At 65.0% G+C, this 16,735-nt stretch carries 13 protein-coding genes; 5 read left to right on the top strand and 8 right to left on the bottom strand.

Annotation, left to right across the window (positions count from 1 at the left end):
• Positions 1 to 8 precede the first annotated feature (8 nt).
• Complete coding sequence (locus tag Rhe02_RS34790) at positions 9 to 1,439, top strand: CCA tRNA nucleotidyltransferase (RefSeq protein ID WP_203912700.1); 1,431 nt, start codon at positions 9 to 11, stop codon at positions 1,437 to 1,439.
• Here the strand turns inward: Rhe02_RS34790 and Rhe02_RS34785 are convergent.
• The 7 genes from Rhe02_RS34785 to Rhe02_RS34755 all read right to left on the bottom strand — a co-directional run bounded on the left by Rhe02_RS34785 (position 1,384) and on the right by Rhe02_RS34755 (position 7,652).
• Positions 1,384 to 2,721 (bottom strand): MFS transporter, encoded by a 1,338-nt coding sequence (locus tag Rhe02_RS34785; protein WP_203912699.1) that lies wholly within the window; start codon positions 2,719 to 2,721, stop codon positions 1,384 to 1,386. The two genes, Rhe02_RS34790 and Rhe02_RS34785, sit on opposite strands and share 56 nt — an antisense overlap.
• A 41-nt stretch (positions 2,722 to 2,762) precedes the next feature.
• Positions 2,763 to 4,271: a flotillin family protein gene (locus tag Rhe02_RS34780; protein ID WP_203912698.1), complete on the bottom strand. Its 1,509-nt coding sequence runs from the start codon at positions 4,269 to 4,271 to the stop codon at positions 2,763 to 2,765.
• Between the two features lie 3 nt (positions 4,272 to 4,274).
• On the bottom strand, positions 4,275 to 4,769 hold the full coding sequence (locus Rhe02_RS34775) for an NfeD C-terminal domain-containing protein (RefSeq protein WP_373320751.1): 495 nt from the start codon (positions 4,767 to 4,769) through the stop codon (positions 4,275 to 4,277).
• A 66-nt stretch (positions 4,770 to 4,835) separates the two neighbouring features.
• Positions 4,836 to 5,333: a DUF6584 family protein gene (locus Rhe02_RS34770; protein WP_203912697.1), complete on the bottom strand. Its 498-nt coding sequence runs from the start codon at positions 5,331 to 5,333 to the stop codon at positions 4,836 to 4,838.
• 93 nt (positions 5,334 to 5,426) lie between these two features.
• On the bottom strand, positions 5,427 to 5,897 hold the full coding sequence (locus tag Rhe02_RS34765) for a DUF6584 family protein (protein ID WP_203912696.1): 471 nt from the start codon (positions 5,895 to 5,897) through the stop codon (positions 5,427 to 5,429).
• Between the two features lie 73 nt (positions 5,898 to 5,970).
• A complete protein-coding gene (locus Rhe02_RS34760) occupies positions 5,971 to 7,050 on the bottom strand; it encodes an inositol-3-phosphate synthase (protein WP_203912695.1) in 1,080 nt (359 codons plus the stop codon).
• Positions 7,051 to 7,070: 20 nt separating this feature from the next.
• Complete coding sequence (locus tag Rhe02_RS34755; protein ID WP_203912694.1) at positions 7,071 to 7,652, bottom strand: PadR family transcriptional regulator; 582 nt, start codon at positions 7,650 to 7,652, stop codon at positions 7,071 to 7,073.
• A gap of 155 nt (positions 7,653 to 7,807) precedes the next feature.
• Here Rhe02_RS34755 and Rhe02_RS34750 point away from each other — a divergent pair, with 155 nt between their 5' ends.
• The 4 genes from Rhe02_RS34750 to Rhe02_RS34735 all read left to right on the top strand — a co-directional run bounded on the left by Rhe02_RS34750 (position 7,808) and on the right by Rhe02_RS34735 (position 15,015).
• Complete coding sequence (locus Rhe02_RS34750; RefSeq protein ID WP_203912693.1) at positions 7,808 to 8,281, top strand: DUF5318 family protein; 474 nt, start codon at positions 7,808 to 7,810, stop codon at positions 8,279 to 8,281.
• A gap of 3 nt (positions 8,282 to 8,284) precedes the next feature.
• Positions 8,285 to 11,038: a transglycosylase domain-containing protein gene (locus Rhe02_RS34745; RefSeq protein ID WP_203912692.1), complete on the top strand. Its 2,754-nt coding sequence runs from the start codon at positions 8,285 to 8,287 to the stop codon at positions 11,036 to 11,038.
• A 70-nt stretch (positions 11,039 to 11,108) separates the two neighbouring features.
• On the top strand, positions 11,109 to 13,529 hold the full coding sequence (locus tag Rhe02_RS34740; RefSeq protein WP_203912691.1) for a transglycosylase domain-containing protein: 2,421 nt from the start codon (positions 11,109 to 11,111) through the stop codon (positions 13,527 to 13,529).
• A gap of 22 nt (positions 13,530 to 13,551) precedes the next feature.
• A complete protein-coding gene (locus Rhe02_RS34735) occupies positions 13,552 to 15,015 on the top strand; it encodes a glycosyltransferase family 87 protein (protein ID WP_203912690.1) in 1,464 nt (487 codons plus the stop codon).
• Here Rhe02_RS34735 and Rhe02_RS34730 read toward each other — a convergent pair.
• Entirely contained in the window at positions 14,931 to 16,733 is a 1,803-nt protein-coding gene (locus Rhe02_RS34730; protein ID WP_203912689.1) for a hypothetical protein, read from the bottom strand. The genes Rhe02_RS34735 and Rhe02_RS34730 overlap by 85 nt on opposite strands.
• Between the last annotated feature and the right edge of the window lie 2 nt (positions 16,734 to 16,735).

Genomic DNA, 16,735 nt, shown 5'->3' with positions numbered 1-16,735 from the left:
GTTCTCCGATGTCGTCCTCACGCCTAAACCAAGCCCAGCGCAGCGCGGTAGCCGAGCTGTTGCGCGTATCTCCCATCGCCGACGAGCTGGGCAGGCGCTTTGCCGCCGCCGAACATGAGCTTCATCTCGTCGGTGGTTCCGTACGCGATGCCCTGCTCGGCCGGCTTGGCGACGATCTCGACTTCTGCACCGACGCCCATCCCGACCAGACCCTGGCCCTGCTCAAGGGGTGGGCGGAGGCGACCTGGGAGACCGGCCGCGAGTTCGGGACGATCGGCGCGCAGAAGCACGGGCTGCGATTGGAGGTCACGACCTACCGGGCCGAGGCCTACGACGGGGTCAGCCGCAATCCGAGCGTCCGCTACGGAACCTCGCTGGAAGACGATCTTCTGAGGCGCGACTTCACCGTCAACGCGATGGCGGTCAGCCTCCCGGAGCACCGCTTCACCGACCCGTTCGGGGGTCTCGACGATCTTGCCGCGCGCCGGATCGGTACCCCCGGAAAACCGTCCCTCTCCTTCGGCGATGATCCGTTGCGGATGTTGCGGGCGGCGCGCTTCGCGGCCCAGCTGCGCTTCGCGATCGATCCCGCGGTGCGTCAGGCGATGACCCAGATGTCCGGAGACCTGAGCCGGATCACCGCCGAGCGGATCCGCGACGAATTTTCCAAGCTGCTCCTCGCCGAAGACCCGCTGACCGGGCTCAGGCTGCTTGTGGACACCGGCTTGGCCGACATCTTCCTGCCCGAGCTGGCCGGGCTTCGGCTGGAAATCGATGAGCACGCCCAGCACAAGGACGTCTACGAGCACACGCTGAAGGTGGTGAGCAACGCCGCCGGCTTCGACACGGCCGATGGCGGCCCGGATCTGGTGCTGCGGCTGGCCGCGCTGTTGCATGACATCGGCAAGCCGGCCACCAAGGCGGTGGGCGCCGACGGCGGGGTCAGCTTCCACCATCACGAGCTGGTGGGCGCGCGGATGGCCAAAGCGCGGCTCAAAGCTCTGAAGTATCCGAACGACATCGTGAAGGCGGTGACCAAGCTCGTCTCGCTTCACCTGCGTTTTTATGGGTACGGCCGAGGCGAGTGGACCGATTCGGCGGTGCGCCGCTACGTCACCGACGCCGAGGAACAGCTGGCACGGCTACACAAGCTGACCCGGTCCGACTGCACCACCCGCAATCGCCGCAAGGCCCTCCAGCTCGCCTCGGACTATGACGCGCTCGAAGCGCGGATAGATCGCATCCGGGAAGAGGAGGACCTGGCCCGAGTGCGCCCCGACCTCGACGGAAACGCGATCATGGAGTTGCTCGGTGTCCCGCCTGGCCCGATCGTCGGCAAGGCGTGGCAGTACCTCAAGGAGTTGCGCCTTGAACGCGGCCCGCTCAGCCCTGAGCAGGCGCAGGAGGAACTGCGGCGTTGGGCTGACGAGAACTTATAGCGAACCAGATCGCCAGCACGACAAAGCCCGTCGCGACGCTGAACAGGCCGGCCACCGACTTGCCGTCGGCGGGGAACGCGAGCGCTGTAATAAAGAGGCCGCCGACGAAACAGAGGTTGAAAGCGGTGTCGTTCACGCTGAAGATGCGCCCGCGGTAGGCGTCGTCGCACTCGTGCTGGATGGTGGAGTCAACGATGATCTTCATACTCTGCGACGCAATATTGATCAGGAACGTCGCGACCAGCAGCAACAGCTTGTTGAAGGGCAGCCCACAGAGCAGGACCACCGCGCCGACCCCCGCCACCAGCGAGACCAGCCAGCTGATCTGGCCGAGCTTGCGCACGCCGATGGGGGTGACCACAGCGGCCACGGCCGCGCCGGCGGCGCCCGCGATGACCACCAGGCCGAGATCCCGCAGCGACTGCGAGGCCCGGTTGGCCTCCTCGCCGAAGTAACGGCTGAACAGGAGCAGCACGGCAAGGGTCAGCGTGCCGTAAAGCAGGCGGTAAATCGCCTGCAGGCCGATCGCGCGAGCCGCCTTGCGGCGCTCAAACAGGTGTGCGGCACCGGCGACCATGCCTTGCGCCACCTCGATGACCGCTCGGGAGAGCTTGCCGGTGTGGCGCTCATGTTCAAGCGGCCCAAGGGAGTCGGGCTTGAAGAGCGTGCGGGCCAGCAGACCCGAGGCGAGATAGCCGACCGACGCCGTGGCGGCGATGGCGCCGTAGCCGTGGGATCCGGCCCCGATCAGGTGGAACGAGATCACCGCCGCGGCGGTGAATAACCCGATCGAGTAGCAGATCGTGCCGAGGGTGGCCGCCAGAGCGTTGGCGGGGACCAGCTTTTCGTCCTCCACCACGCGCGGCAGCGCCGCCGACAGCCCGGCCAGGAAGAAGCGGTTCACCGCGATGACGAGCAGGGCGAACAAGCCGAAGCCGAGGCCCTGCGATCCGGTCCAGAGCAGCGCCGCGGCCGGGAGCACCAGAACCGCCCGCGACAGGTTGGCCACCGACAGCGAGGCCCGCCTGTCCCACCGGTCGAGCAGCACGCCGACATAAGGACCGAGCACCGAGTACGGCAGCAGCAGAACAGCGAAGCCCATCGCGATCTCGACCGGGCTGCTCTTCTGGTTGGGATTGAACAGGATCGAACCGGCGAGCCCGGCCTGAAAGAGCCCATCGGAGATCTGGCTTGTCAATCGCACCGTGAGTAGCCGACGAAACCCGGAGCCGGCGAGGATGGCTCGCGAGCCGGGGGTAGTGGAGATCACGGTTTGCGACACGGACCCCACCTTACGTCGCGAAGGTGGGGTCCGCCTCTCTACTACGACTTCTCGAGGTGGCCTTCAACTGCTTTTTGCTGGCTGTTTCCGTTGGCGCCCAACCTCGCGAGGAGAGCGGGTATATCGATCCCCGTGAGATCCGTCCCGAGCTGCAGCCCTTGCGCCACGCTGCTCGCCACCGACTTGGTCAAGGATCCCGCGCCATCGGTGGAGATCACCGTCATCTTGTCGATGCCGCGCATCGGCTCGGACGCGGCCGCCACGATCTGCGGCAGCATCCTGACCATCAGGTCGAGCACGGCCGCCTCGTTGAAGTGGGCGAAGGCTTCCGCCTTGCGCTGCAGCGCTTCCGCCTCCGACTGTCCCTTGGCGAGAATGGCCGCCGCCTCGGCATGCCCCTCACGCTCGATCGCGTCGGCGATCGCTGTCCTGCGCCGCTGCTCGGCTTCACCCTCCTTGGCGCCTTCGATGGCGTTCGCCTCGGCCAGGGCGGCTCGGCGGGCCCGTTCGCCCTCACCGGTCAGCCGCGACTGCTCGGCCTCAGCCTGCGCGGCCGCGATGGTGGCCTGGCGGCGGGCATCGGCCTGCATCACAGCGGCGTTGCGCGCGCCTTCGGCCTCCTGCTCGACCTTGTACCGGGCGGCGTCGGCGGGCTTACGCACCTCGGTGTCCAGCTGGCGTTCCTTGAGCTCCGCATTGCGCTCCGCCACCTTCTGCTGCTCGGAGAGCACGGCCTGCTGGCGTTCGGCCTCGGCGAGCGGACCGGCCGCGGCCGACCGGGCCTTGGCCGCGTCGATCTCGGCAGCGATCTCGGCCTTCTTGAGCTCGAGTGCCCGCTGGGCGATCGCGATCGCCTCCTCGGCCAACAGCCTTTCCTGCTCGGCCGCCTGGCGAGCCTTGGCTTCGGCGATCGACGCATCCTTGAGCACGCGTGCCGCTTCGGGCCGGCCGAGGTCCTGCAGGTAGCTACCCTCGGCGACGATGTCCTGAAGCTGGAAGGTGTCGAGCACCAGACCCTGGTTGGTCATGGAGTGCTCGGCCTCCTCAGCGACATTGCTGGCAAACGCGGCCCGATCCCGGATGATCTCTTCAATGGTCAGCCGGCCCACGATCGAGCGCAGCGAGCCCGCGAGCACCTCACGGGTGAATTCCTCGATTTCGCTCTGCTGGTGCAGGAACCGCTGGGCCGAGGCGCGGATCGCGTCTTCGGTGCCGCCGACCTTGACGATCGCGACGCCCTGAAGGTTGGCGCGGATACCCTGCTTGCTCACCGCGCCGGTGATCTCGACGTGGATGCGGCGGCTCGACAGATCCATGACCTGGAGCTTTTGCACAACGGGCAGGACGAACACGGACGCGCCCATGACCACCTTCTGCCCGGACAGGTCGTGGGAGCGCAGGCCGTCAGCAGACTCGATCCGCTTGCCCTTGCGGCCGGTGACGATGAAAGCCTCGTTGGGTCCGGCCACCTTGATTCTGGAGACCACCAATAAGACGAAGACGAGCAAGAGCAGGGCTACCCCCGCCCCCGCGATGATCAGGGGTGTCATTTTTCAGTCCTCCATGACGACGACGCTGGTTTCACTGAGCGCTTCCGTGACGACGATCGCCGCGCCCAGCGCGATGGGCTTTGCCGCCCGCGCGTAGAGCTTCATCGGCTGACCACCGACACGCACGCGAACCTCGCCGAAGCCACCGGCTGGGACGGGAGTGACCACCACACCTCGGGCACCGGACAGATCCGTGGCGGTGGGGGTGGCGTCGGTGGGCATGTTGCCCACGCGTTCGACCATCCGCGCCGCCAGGAACGCCAGCGGGACGGCAATGATCACGCCGATGCCGGCCGAGCCGATCACGCCGACCGTTTCCCCGGCCAGCTCGTAAGCGGCGGCCGACGCGAAGCCGAAGCCGCCGATGAAGGTAGCGGCCGCCTCCGTGGAGAACAGGCCGTCACCTATGTCGAAAAGGCTGCCACCAAAGAGTGTTATGGCCGCGACCACGATGCCGAGCGCACCGATGGCGAGGAAAATTATGGTCACCAGGTTCACGGCAGCCAACGTAGCGGGTGTTGGCAATTCCCGCGCGCCAGTCGATTCTCCAGCCGAGAATGCGCGCTAGTCGATTACCCAGCCGAGGATGCGGATGGCGCCGAATGCGGCGAGCACCGTGACGACGGTGAGCACGATCGCGGTGAAAAGGCAAGGCCAAGTGGCACCCCGGCTGCGGGTGGGGGCGCGATAGTCACCGGCCCACTGGGTTGGTGGGCCGGAACGCTGCGCCTCATCGGCCAACTCAACCAGGCGATCCGCCGCCGCGTCCGGAAGCCCTACCGGGTCACCGGAAAACTGCAACAGCCGCAGCCGCTGCCACGGATCGGGATTTGCTTTTGCATAGGCGACTAGCTCAATAGGACGGACGTCATCGGTGAGAAAACCCCAGCGACCCGCTTCGACGAGGTTGCCGGTCTGCCTGTAGACAGAGGCCAGCAGGGACCGGACCTCCACGTCGTCGGGGAGTGTGGCCAGCAGCGTGCGCAGTCGCTGGATCGCCATATGGGTATGCCCGGCCGCCAGGTCGGCCCGCACACGAGCAAGTACGTCCGCTTTCGCCACGTGACGATCCTCAAGGAGGAGTGAGCGGAAGTAAACCCATCATTCACACTATTTCGGAGGGACGTCCAGATCGGACATATCTACCCTCCGACGTCACCCCGCTATCCGCTCTGCGATGGCATAGATGCCAACGATGGCCAGTCCACCTAGGACAGCGGCGGCGCTGAGGCGAGCCCAGGATAGCTGGAAAACCATGCGCATCCGGGGAGCTGAGGGGGTTTGGGTCGCGGGGGCGGGCGGCAGCTCGGCGAGCTTGCGGCGGACCCAGTCGGTGGGGGCGAGGGCATCGGCGGGCCAGCGCAACGCTGCGCGGCGACTGGCCGGCGAGGGATATGCCCGCTCGAAAGCGAGCAGCTCCATAGGATCGGCGCTTTCCTCCAGATAGGACCAGCGACCGGCTTCGACCAGGTCACCCGTTTTCCGGTAGACGTCGGCCAACTGCCGTCTCAGGTCCAAATCGTTGGGATGTGCCGCGATAAGACTATGTAAGCGTTGCTTCGCCGGGTGAGTGTGGCCTCTTGCCAGGTCGTTAGCGACCCGGTCCATCAAGTTCGACTTAGCCATGGACTCACTATGCCCTGGATCCATTGATCAGATCCAGGGCACAGGTGCCAGAGAGTAGTGTTTAGATCAACAATCAGCGATCAAGCTGCCCTTTAATGAACGCCTCGACCGCCTCGTGAGCGTCATGATCGGCGTACTGCACCGGCGGCGATTTCATGAAGTAACTCGACGCGGAGAGTAGTGGTCCGCCAATTTTCCGGTCGAGGGCGATTTTCGCGGCGCGAACAGCATCGATGATGACGCCGGCCGAGTTGGGCGAGTCCCAAACCTCCAGCTTGAGCTCCGCGTTGAGCGGGACATCGCCGAAGGCGCGCCCCTCCAGGCGGATGTAGGCCCACTTGCGGTCCTCGAGCCACGGCACGTGGTCGGACGGTCCGATGTGGACATCGCCCTTCGCCACCTCGTGCGGGATCTGCGAGGTCACCGATTGGGTCTTGGAAATCTTCTTCGACACCAAGCGGTTGCGCTCCAGCATGTTCATGAAGTCCATGTTTCCGCCGAAGTTGAGCTGGTACGTGCGCAGCAGCTCGACACCGCGGTCCTCGAAAAGCTTTGCCAGGGCGCGATGCACGATGGTGGCACCCACCTGGCTCTTGATGTCGTCGCCAACGATCGGCAGGCCGGCATCGGTGAACTTCTGAGCCCACTCGGGGTCGGAAGCGATGAAGACAGGCAGCGCGTTGACGAACGCGCAGCCGGCGTCGATCGCCGCCTGGGCGTAGAACTTGTCCGCCGCTTCCGAACCGACCGGCAGGTAGGAGACCACGACATCGACACGGGCGTCCTTGAGCGCCTTGACGACGTCGACCGCGCTCTCGTCCGACTCCTCGATGATCTCGCGGTAGTACTGGCCGATGCCGTCGAGAGTCGGGCCGCGCTGGACGGTTACGCCCACCGGCGGCACATCGCATAGCTTGATCGTGTTGTTCTCGCTCGCGACGATGGCCTCGGCCAGATCGCGTCCGACCTTCTTGGCGTCTACGTCAAAAGCGGCCACGAATTCGACATCGCGGACGTGGTACCCGCCGAAGTCAACGTGCATCAGACCGGGCACGCGCTGGGACGGATCGGCGTCGCGGTAATACTCCACGCCCTGGATCAGGGAGGAAGCGCAGTTACCCACGCCGACAATGGCGACACGGACGGAACCCATGGCGGGTGCCTCCTTTTTCATCATGGCCGCCACGGGTTGTCCGCAGGCGGAGACTGGCTGTTCTTGCGTTCATTGGCGATCAGCTCTTCCAGCCAGCGAACCTCGCGGTCAGCGGCCTCGAGCCCGTGTTTCTGCAGCTCCAGGGTGTAAGCGTCGAGCCTCTCGGCGGCGCGGGCCAGCACGTCCCGAAAACTCTCCCGCCGCTCTTCGATCTTGCGGCGGCGGCCTTCCAGGATGCGTAACCGGACATCCACGCTGGTCCGGGAAAAGAAGGCGAAGTGCACCCCGAACGCCGCGTCTTCGTAGGTTTCGGGACCGACCTTCGCGAGGAGGTCCTGGAAGCGCTCTTTGCCCTCGGCGGTGATTTTGTAAACCACCCTGCCGCGCCGACTGGTAAGGGGTGGGACTGCTTCGTCACCGGCTGGGGTCTCCCCCGCCTCGGTGATCCATCCGCGTGTTTGAAGGCGGCGAAGTGTGGGGTAGAGCACGCCATAGCTGATTGCTGCCCTGATCGCGCCAAGCTTGGTGTTGAGCTGTTTGCGCAGCTCGTAGCCATGCATGGGCGACTCGTGCAGGAGACCGAGGATGGCCAGGTCGAGCATGAGTCACCCCCTTCTGGTTGGCCGATGTATCGGCCCGATACATCGTTACGTTAGAACGAGACTCGAGTCTTGCGCAATCCCGCGTAGAGGATGAGCTCGATCACGCTGCGTGACGGACATCGCGGACTGCTTTCGAACCCGTTACCCTGCATTGCATGCGTTCGCAGCGCCAGCCCTCCCCTGCGCCCAAGGCCGCTCCCCGGCCTGGCCCGGGGGTGATCGACTATTCGCTTCAACGGCGAGCGCTGCTACGTGAGGTTTACGCGGGGAGGATGGGCACCGGTGAGGTGTGCGATGCGTCGCCTTATCTCAAGAGCGCCGCACGGTTTCACGGTGAAAGCACCGAGCAGCGGTGTCCGATCTGCCGCAAGGAATTTGTCACCTACGTCCATTACATCTATGGTGATCAGCTCAAACACTCGGCCGGCCAGGCACGCAAGCGTGCTGAGCTGGCGGTTCTAGCCGATACTCTCGGTGAGTTTCAAGTGTTTGTGGTCGAGGTGTGCACCAGCTGCAACTGGAACCACCTCGTGGAGCAGTATCTTTTGGGAAGTTCAGTGGCCAGTGCTCCTGTTTCCGGCCGCGACCCCCTAACGCGGCCAAAGACAGCCCCGACCGGAACGGTGTGACAGATGACTTCGTACGGCGACCCCCACGCCGGCTCCGAGTACGACGACGGTTACTACCCCCCGAGCGCCGGGCGTGCTCAGGTTCCGCCGCCACCTCCCGCCCCGGGCGCGTATGGATATCCGGAGCAGAACGGCGGTTACGTCGACAACAACGGCTACGGCTACCCGGAGCAGGGTGGATATAACGACTACCAGGGCCAGAACGCCTACCCGGGATACAACGGGTACGTAGACCCCAACGGCTACCACGAGCACGGCGGCTACGCCGATGGCGCGGGTTACCAGCCTGACCCGAACTATTACGCGCCCGCGCCGGGCCGTGCCCCGAACCCGAGCGCCAGCGGCCGCGCCAGCGTGCCGGTGGTCGGCGGCCGCGCCGCCGTCCTCACGCCTTCCGCGCCCGCGCCCAGCGGCCGGGCCGCCGTTCGTCCGGCAGGCCCGGACGAGTTCGACGACGAGCCGAGGCCGAAGCGCAAATCCTCCAAGCGCCGCTTCGCCAAGTGGCAGAAGTGGGTCGTCGCGGGTGTCGCGCTGATGATCCTGCTCACCGGTGGTGGCCTCATCGCCGGCACCTACTTCTACGACACCGTGAAGCGGCCCGATGAGCTCACCCTCGACCTGAGCACCGAGGTGTGGACGGCTGACGGCAAACAGATCGCCAGGATGGGCAAGAAGAACCGCATCCCCGTTGTCGTCGACAAGGTTGATGGCGAAGGCAAGCTGCCCAAGCAGATTCAATATGCGCTCGTCGCCGGCGAAGACAAGAGCTTCTTCGAGCACGACGGTATCGACCTGTGGGGTATCGGCCGGGCCGCGTGGAACAACCTGACCGGTGGCGAGACCCAGGGTGCGTCGACGATCACGCAGCAATACGCGCGTCACGCCGCCAACGACATGGATGTGACCTACGGCCGTAAGCTCCGCGAGGCCGTGATGGCCCGAAAGCTTGAGGACCAGTACGAGAAGCACGAGATCCTCGGCTTCTACCTGAACACCGTCTACTTTGGACGCGGTGCCGACGGCGTTGGTGCGGCAGCGAAAGCCTTCTTCGGTGACAAGGTCTCGGCCGAGACGATGACCGTCGAGCAGGCCGCCCTCCTGGGTGCCATCCTCCGGCAGCCCGAGCCCGACGGCACCGAAAAGGGTTACGACCCGCAGAACGACATGGCCGCCGCCAAGGACCGCTGGGCCTATGTGCTCAACAACATGGTGGAGAAGGGCTGGCTCGACAAGGCCAAGCGCGACCAGATGAAGTTCCCCGAGGACCAGCTGGTTCCGTTCGACGCGTCGAAGAACACCGGCGAGTGGGGTTACACCGACTCAGGGACCGGCCACGTGATCAACTATGTGCGTGCCGAGCTGGAGCAGCAGGGCTACATCAAGAAGCTCAACGCCGAGGGATACAAGAGCTGGCGTGACAGCGGCATCCGGGTCACCGTGTCGATCGACTGGCGGGTGCAGGACGCGCTGCAGAAGTACATCCAGCGAAGTATCGCGGGCTCCTTGATGAGCACCATGCCGGAGTCGATGATGGCGGCTGCCACCGCCATCGATCCCAAGACCGGCCGGGTGATGGCCTATTACGGCGGCACCAACGGCACCGGGCCCGACTTCGCGGGCACCTACAACGAAGGTGGCGTGATCAAGGGTGGGCACCGCCCGGCCTCGTCGTTCAAGATCTACACGCTGACAGCCGCGCTCGAAAGCGGTTATTCGATCAAGTCGATGGTCAACCCGACGCCACTGAAGAGCAAGGCAGACGGCGGCACCGACCCGATCACGCTGGGCAACGCCAACCGTGACCCCGGTGACCTCCCTTGTGGCGAGTACTGCACGCTCGAAGAGATGACCGTCAAGTCCTATAACGTGCCGTTCTACAAGATCGCGGCGGAGATCGGTGCGAACAAGGTCATCGATACCGCGGCGCGGGCCGGGGTCACCCGAATGTGGGCGATCGACAGCGACAAGTCATACGACCTTGTCGGCGACCCCAACGGGAAGAACAAGTTCGACGCATACGTGGGCTTCGGCAAATACCCGATCACCGTTCTTGATCACACGAGTGGTGCGGCGACCCTCGCCAACCACGGCACCTACTTCAAGCCGCACTTCGTGATGAAGGTCGAGAAGAAGAACAACAAGAACGGCAAGTTCGATATCGTGCCCGGTGTCGGTGAGGTGCTCAAGGGCGAGTCGCGGATCAAGCCGCAGATCGCCGACGAGGTGACCTCGGTGCTCAAGCAGATCTCGAAGACCCACGCGCTGGACAACGGCAAGCGCGAGACCGCCGGCAAGACCGGGACCTGGGAGGCGAACCCGGAGACGTTCCCGAGCGAGAACGCGCATGCGTGGTTCGTCGGGTACACCGACCAGTTGGCAGCCGCGGTCTGGGTGGGCAATAAGGATCAAGAGTTGCCTTTGCGCACGAAACCACCCGTCACCGGCAAGAACGGCAAGCTGAACTACGCTCAGGGCGAGAAGATCGGCGGGTCCGGACTTCCTGGCGAGATATTTGAGCAGTTCATGAACCTTGCTCACAAGAACCTTGCGCTGAAGGCGGTTAGCCTTCCCAACTCCACGGGTATCGGTAATCCGCAGCGCGGCGATGGTAAGTCACCCACCCCCGCAGCGCCGCCGTGCATGTTCCCGCTGCTGTGCCCGACCACTGGGCCTGGCGGTGGCGGCGGTGGCGGCGGCGGCAACGGTGGTGGCGGCTGGCCAAGGCCGACCGCAACGGTCACGCCAAAACCCCGGTAAGACGATCGGATCCGGGGAGTTCGCGGGACGCGGGCTCCCCGCATCCCTTATCTGGACGGTGGATGGATAGATGACCTCTCACGGCGATGAGTCTCAACCCGACGGCGAGAAGTCCTACACCGGCCGGGCAAGTGTTCCCGCGCCACGACCGATGGTTCCCGAGCCGCCGCCGGTCACCGCGGCCATGCCGACGAGCGTGCCCTCCCGCACGGTCGGCGTGGCCTCGATCCCGCCCAGCGCGGCTCCTTCGGCGGTCCCCAGGGTCGCCGACAAGGAAGCCAGGCTGAAGAAGGACAAGCGCCGCCGGTGGATCATCGCCGGGTTGGCCTTGCTCATCATGTTCAGCGGGGTCGGCCTCATCGCGGGCACCTATTTCTACGATCAGGTCATCACCCCCGATCAGCTGACGCTGGAGAACAGCACCGAGGTGTTCGGCTCGGACGGCAAGACTCAGATTGCCAAGCTCGGATCCAAGAACCGTTCCGAAGTCGCCGTGGACAAGCTTCCGGAGCAGGTAAGAAACGCGCTGATCGCGGGCGAGGACAAGAACTTCTACAAGCACCACGGCATCGACCTGTGGGGCATTGGCCGCGCCGCGTGGAACAACCTCACCGGCGGCGCCACCCAGGGCGCGTCGACCATCACCCAGCAATATGCACGGATCGCCGCCAATGACCTGGAGGTCAGCTACGGCCGCAAGCTGCGCGAGGCGGTGATGGCCCGCAAGCTCGAAGACCAGTACCAGAAGATCGACATCATGGGGTTCTACCTCAACACCGTCTACTTTGGACGTGGCGCCTACGGCATAGGCGCAGCGGCCGAGGTCTACTTCGGAATCCCACCGGACAAGATTGAGACGCTGAAGGTGGAGCAGGCCGCCGTCCTTGGCGCTGTGCTGCGCCAGCCTGAACCCGATGGCAGCGCGAAGGGCTACGACCCGCAGAACGATCCGCAGGCGGCCACGGATCGCTGGAACTACGTGCTCAACAACATGGTCGAGATGAAGTGGCTGAGTACCTCCGAGAGATCCGCCTTGCAGTACCCGAAGGTCCTGACGTTCGAGGGCGCCACTAACACGGGTGCATGGGGCTACACCGACCGCGGCACGGGTTACGTGATCCGCTATGTGGAGGAGGAGCTCACCAAGCGCGGCGTGGTCAAGTACCTGAATGAAAACAAGCTGGGCAACTGGAAGAACGCCGGGCTGCGGATCACCACGACCATCGACCAGCGGGTGCAGAACGCGATGGAGGCTCAGCTCAACCGCGAGCTGCCCAAATCGGCGCTGAGCACGCAGGCCCCGAACATCATCGGCGCTGGCGTCGCGCTGGAGCCGGGAACAGGCCGCGTGCTTGCCTACTACGGCGGCACCAACAGCGGCACCAACACCGACTGGGCCGGGAAACAGGCGCCGCACCCACCGGCCTCCTCCTTCAAGATCTATACCTTGGCGGCGGGGGTCAACGAGAAGATCTCGGTCAAGTCGCTGTGGGACTCTCGCAAGCTGGAGAAGTCCAAGGGCGACATCGTCGACCTCGACAACGCCAACCGTGAAGGCAGCCCGACCTGTGTGGCCTCTTGCACGCTCGAGCAGATGACGATCGACTCCTTCAACGTGCCGTTCTTCGAGCTCACCCAGAAGATCGGCCCGCAGAAGGTGATGCAGATGGCCGCGAACGCGGGTGTGCGCACGGCGTGGACCACAGACTCCCCGGAACAGGCGATCGATCTGACCAAGGGCGCGCCCGCCGGCCGCAAGCCGTTCGACTACTACGCCGGCATCGGCCAGTACCCGATCACGGTGCTCGATCACGCGACCGGCACAGCGACCATCGCCAACCACGGCATCTACAACGAGCCCCATTTCGTGTTGAAGGTGGAGCGCAAGAACAGGGCCAACGGCAAGTGGGAACACCTGGAGATCGGCGACGAGAAGCTTGCGCCGAAGCAGACCATCCCGCGCCCAGTGGCCGACGAGGTGACCGGGGTGCTCAAGCAGATCCCCAAGGGCGACTCGGTTGCAGGCTCCGGCCGGGAGTCGGCAGGCAAGACTGGTACCTGGGAAAACGGTCTTAAAAAGGCTGATGGCGTGACTCCGGTCTACGACGGCACCAACGCGCACGCTTGGTTTACCGGGTTCACGACGCAGGTGGTCGCCACCTTCTGGATCGGCAGCAACGACTACAACAAGACGCCGATCAAGACCCCGGGTGGGGCCAACATCGGCTCGTCCTACCCGCGCGGGTTGTGGAAGAAGTTCATGGACCAGGTCCATAAGGAGCTCAACCTTCCGGCGACGAAGCTGCCCTCGATCACGGGCATGGGTCTGACGGACGGCGGCACAGGCGAATCGCCGAGCCCGAGCCCTGTTCCGCAGCCCGAGCCGACGCAGTCGCCGAAGCCCAGCGACAGCCCGAAACCGACGAAGCAGCCGACGACACCGCCACCTCCGACCGTGCTCCCGACACTGCCTACTCGCAAACCGGGCTAGCGGTAGGGCAAGATGGCTCTCCATGAGTGAGGTCGTGGTTTCTCCCGCCAAGGAAGATCCATTTGTCCGGGGTTTGAGTGAGGCCATCGGTGGTCCGCGCGGCGAACACGCTGTGACGGAGACACCGAACAGAGGTGGCCGGATCTGGACAGCCGCACGCATCGTGCTGGCGCTGACCTGCCTCACGCTTGCCTTGCATTGGGTGCAGAAGTCGCCCTGTCGCGATGGCGCGTGGGCCGACCTCAAGCAGTACACCAACTTCTGTTACACCGACGTGCTTGCCCTCTATTACGCCGAGGGGCTGAATCAAGGCAAGATCCCTTATGTTCCCGAGTCGCCGATCCCGGACGACCATCAGGTGGAGTACCCGGTTCTCACCGGCGCGTTCATGGGTCTGCTCGGTCTGCCGGTGCACGCCATCGGGGAAAAGCTTCCGGACCTGAACCAGGGACAGGCCTTCTACGATCTCAACGCGCTGTTCCTGTCGGCGTTCGCGGTGGCCACCGTCGCCATGATCCTGTCGTTGCGACGGCGAAGGCCATGGGACGCCGCTCTGTTCGCCCTCTCCCCCGCCTTGCTCGTCACGGCCACGGTGAACTGGGACTTCCTCGTCATCGTGCTGGGGATCGGCGGGCTGTGGGCGTGGGGGAAACGCCGGCCCTGGCTGGCCGGGATCATGCTCGGGCTGGGCACGTCGGCGAAGCTCTGGCCACTTTTCCTGATCGGTCCCCTGCTGATCGTCTGCATCCGGCGACGCGACTATGCACCGCTGATCAAGACGGTCATCGCGAGCGTGCTGACCTGGGCTGTGATCAACGTGCCCGTCATGCTGCTGAGCTGGCGGGACTGGTACAGGTTCATGGAGCTGAACACCACCCGGCCCATCGACTGGGGCACGATCTGGTACGTGGGGCGGCACCTGGACACCGAGCTGTTCGGCGGCTCCGTCCCCGCCTTCTGGGGCGACATCCCCTTGATCACCAACCTGGCGCTGCTGCTGTTCCTCATCGGCTGCGCCGGAGTTCTCGCCCTCGGGTTGATGGCCAAGACGCCGCCGCGCGTCGCCCAGCTGGCTTTCCTGGTGATCGCCCTGTTCCTGGTCACCAGCAAGGTCTGGTCGCAGCAGTTCACGCTCTGGCTGCTTCCCCTGATCGTGCTGGCCAGGCCCAAATGGGGAGCGTTCCTGTTCTGGCAGATCACCGAGGTGGCCTACTTCCTCGCCTTCTACGGTGAGCTGCTGGGCGCCTCGGGCCGGTCGGTCATTCCCGAAGGGGTCTTCGTTCTGGCCTCGGTCGCCCGGACGGCATCGGTGATCACCCTGATCGTGCTGGTGGTCAGGGAGATTCTCAATCCGGAGCTCGACGTGGTGCGCCGCACCTACGGCGGCGACCCGGACGACGGCTACAGCGTGAAGATGACCGCGTCGGAGCGGTCTTCACGCTTCACCCCGAAGTCCTCGCCGGAGGCGTTGAGCGCCCCTTCATAGGGCGTTCCCCGCACTTGCTCCCGGAGCACCACCACGCTCTTGACGCCCAGCGAACGCAGCAGGTCGACGCTGGCCTGGTCCGGGAAGGACTTGGTCAGCTCCCGCACCTCCTGCGTCTTGTTGGGCGTGAAGCCGCTGCCGCCGTTGACGATCGGCTGGTATTTGTCGGTCAGCCACAGCATCACGTGCTCGTCTCGCAGCTGATCGCTGGGCAGCACGAGCATGGGCGAGGCCGCCAGCTCCAGCGCGGCCGGCGGCCTGGGCACGGTCGGGTGCGGCGTGAGGTTCTGGCCTTCCACCAGCACCAGCAATACGGGAATGAACGTGGCCAGGCGCAGCCATACCGGCATTCGTGAGGTGACCCGGGGCAGCGAAAGCTCTTTGGCCTGCTCGACGAAGGCGCTCACGGCACCGGCCGCGAGGATGCCGAGCAGCAGGGTGGTCCAGATGACAAGCCGTCCGGAGGTCCGCAGCGCGTCCCAGCCGGGCAGGATGTCGTACAGGGTCAGGTATCCGGGGCGTCCGCCGCCCGGGGCACGCGAGCCCATCGCGAGGAAGATGCTCAGCGCTACCCCGGCCAGGAGCAGCAGGCGTTGCCGTACCGTCCAGATGGAGAAGATCAAGCCGGCACACGCGAGTCCATAAAGGACAAAGCCTGGCAGCATCGTCATTTCCGGATGCCACGGCAGTGATTCCCGCGCCACCTTGTGCGCCTCGCCCCAGAGCTGCGACTCGGCCGGACTGACGAAGAACCCGAACAGCGGCGGCGAGAAGAGCGCTACCTCAGCTTCCTGCCGCACCGCGTAGGGATGCAACTCGGCCACCTGGAGGTAGGGCAGCGCCATAAGAATGGTCACCGCGCCGAAGGCCACACCCCCCACCACATCGGCGGTGATGAGTTTCCAGCTGAAGACGAACGGGCCCGAGCGGAAACGGCGCACTATCAAGCCAATCAAGGCCACCACCGTGATGACCGCGAGCACATAGCCGAAGGGAAGACCGATGCCGAAGCCGAGGCTGATCTGCCACGCGGCGGTCAGCCAGCCCGCGAGCGCCCAGCCGGGCTTGGCCTTCTCCGGGCGATAGCCGTGGCGCAGCGAGAAGCCGTGCCCGCGAGCCAGCATCGCCAAGCTGAGCGCTATGCCGCCGGTCGACAGCACGTGCATGTGCCCGCCCTGCGCGAGCCGCCATGGCGCGTAAGCGAAAGCCGCCCCCGCCACCGCTGCACCGGTCTTGCCCGACCCAAGCTGGCGCACCAGCATGTAGGCGCCGAAAAACGCCAGAGCATGCAACAAAACAAAGATTATGTTGTACCTGACCACAGCCGCCGTGAAGCCAGACCCGATCATGCCGAGCGGAAAGTAGCCGAGCAGCGTGTCGGTGAAGGCATAGCTGTAGGTGTTGGGGAAGAAGGCGTTGGCGTTCCAGAGGTTGCTGGGATCGGTGAGCATGGCATGCCCGCCCCACGAGATCATCCAGGCTTCAAGCGTTGGATCCCAGATGTCCTGCGGGATCTGGTAAGCCGGATAGCGCAGCGTGGGCCAGGTCATGATCGCCGCCAGCACCAGCGCGGCGAGCGCGGCCAGCGTCCACTCGTGTGAGAAGAAGTCGCCTATGCGGCGCGCTGTTCTTCCCGCCCAGGAAGGGGCATCTTCTTCGCCCGGGCCGAACTTGGCGAAGGCGTCCTCTTCTTGGATCACGGGTGTCTCGGTTTCCATCG

The sequence above is a fragment of the Rhizocola hellebori genome (genome assembly GCF_016862955.1).
GTDB lineage: Bacteria > Actinomycetota > Actinomycetes > Mycobacteriales > Micromonosporaceae > Rhizocola > Rhizocola hellebori.
This window is presented reverse-complemented; position numbering and strand designations above follow the sequence as displayed.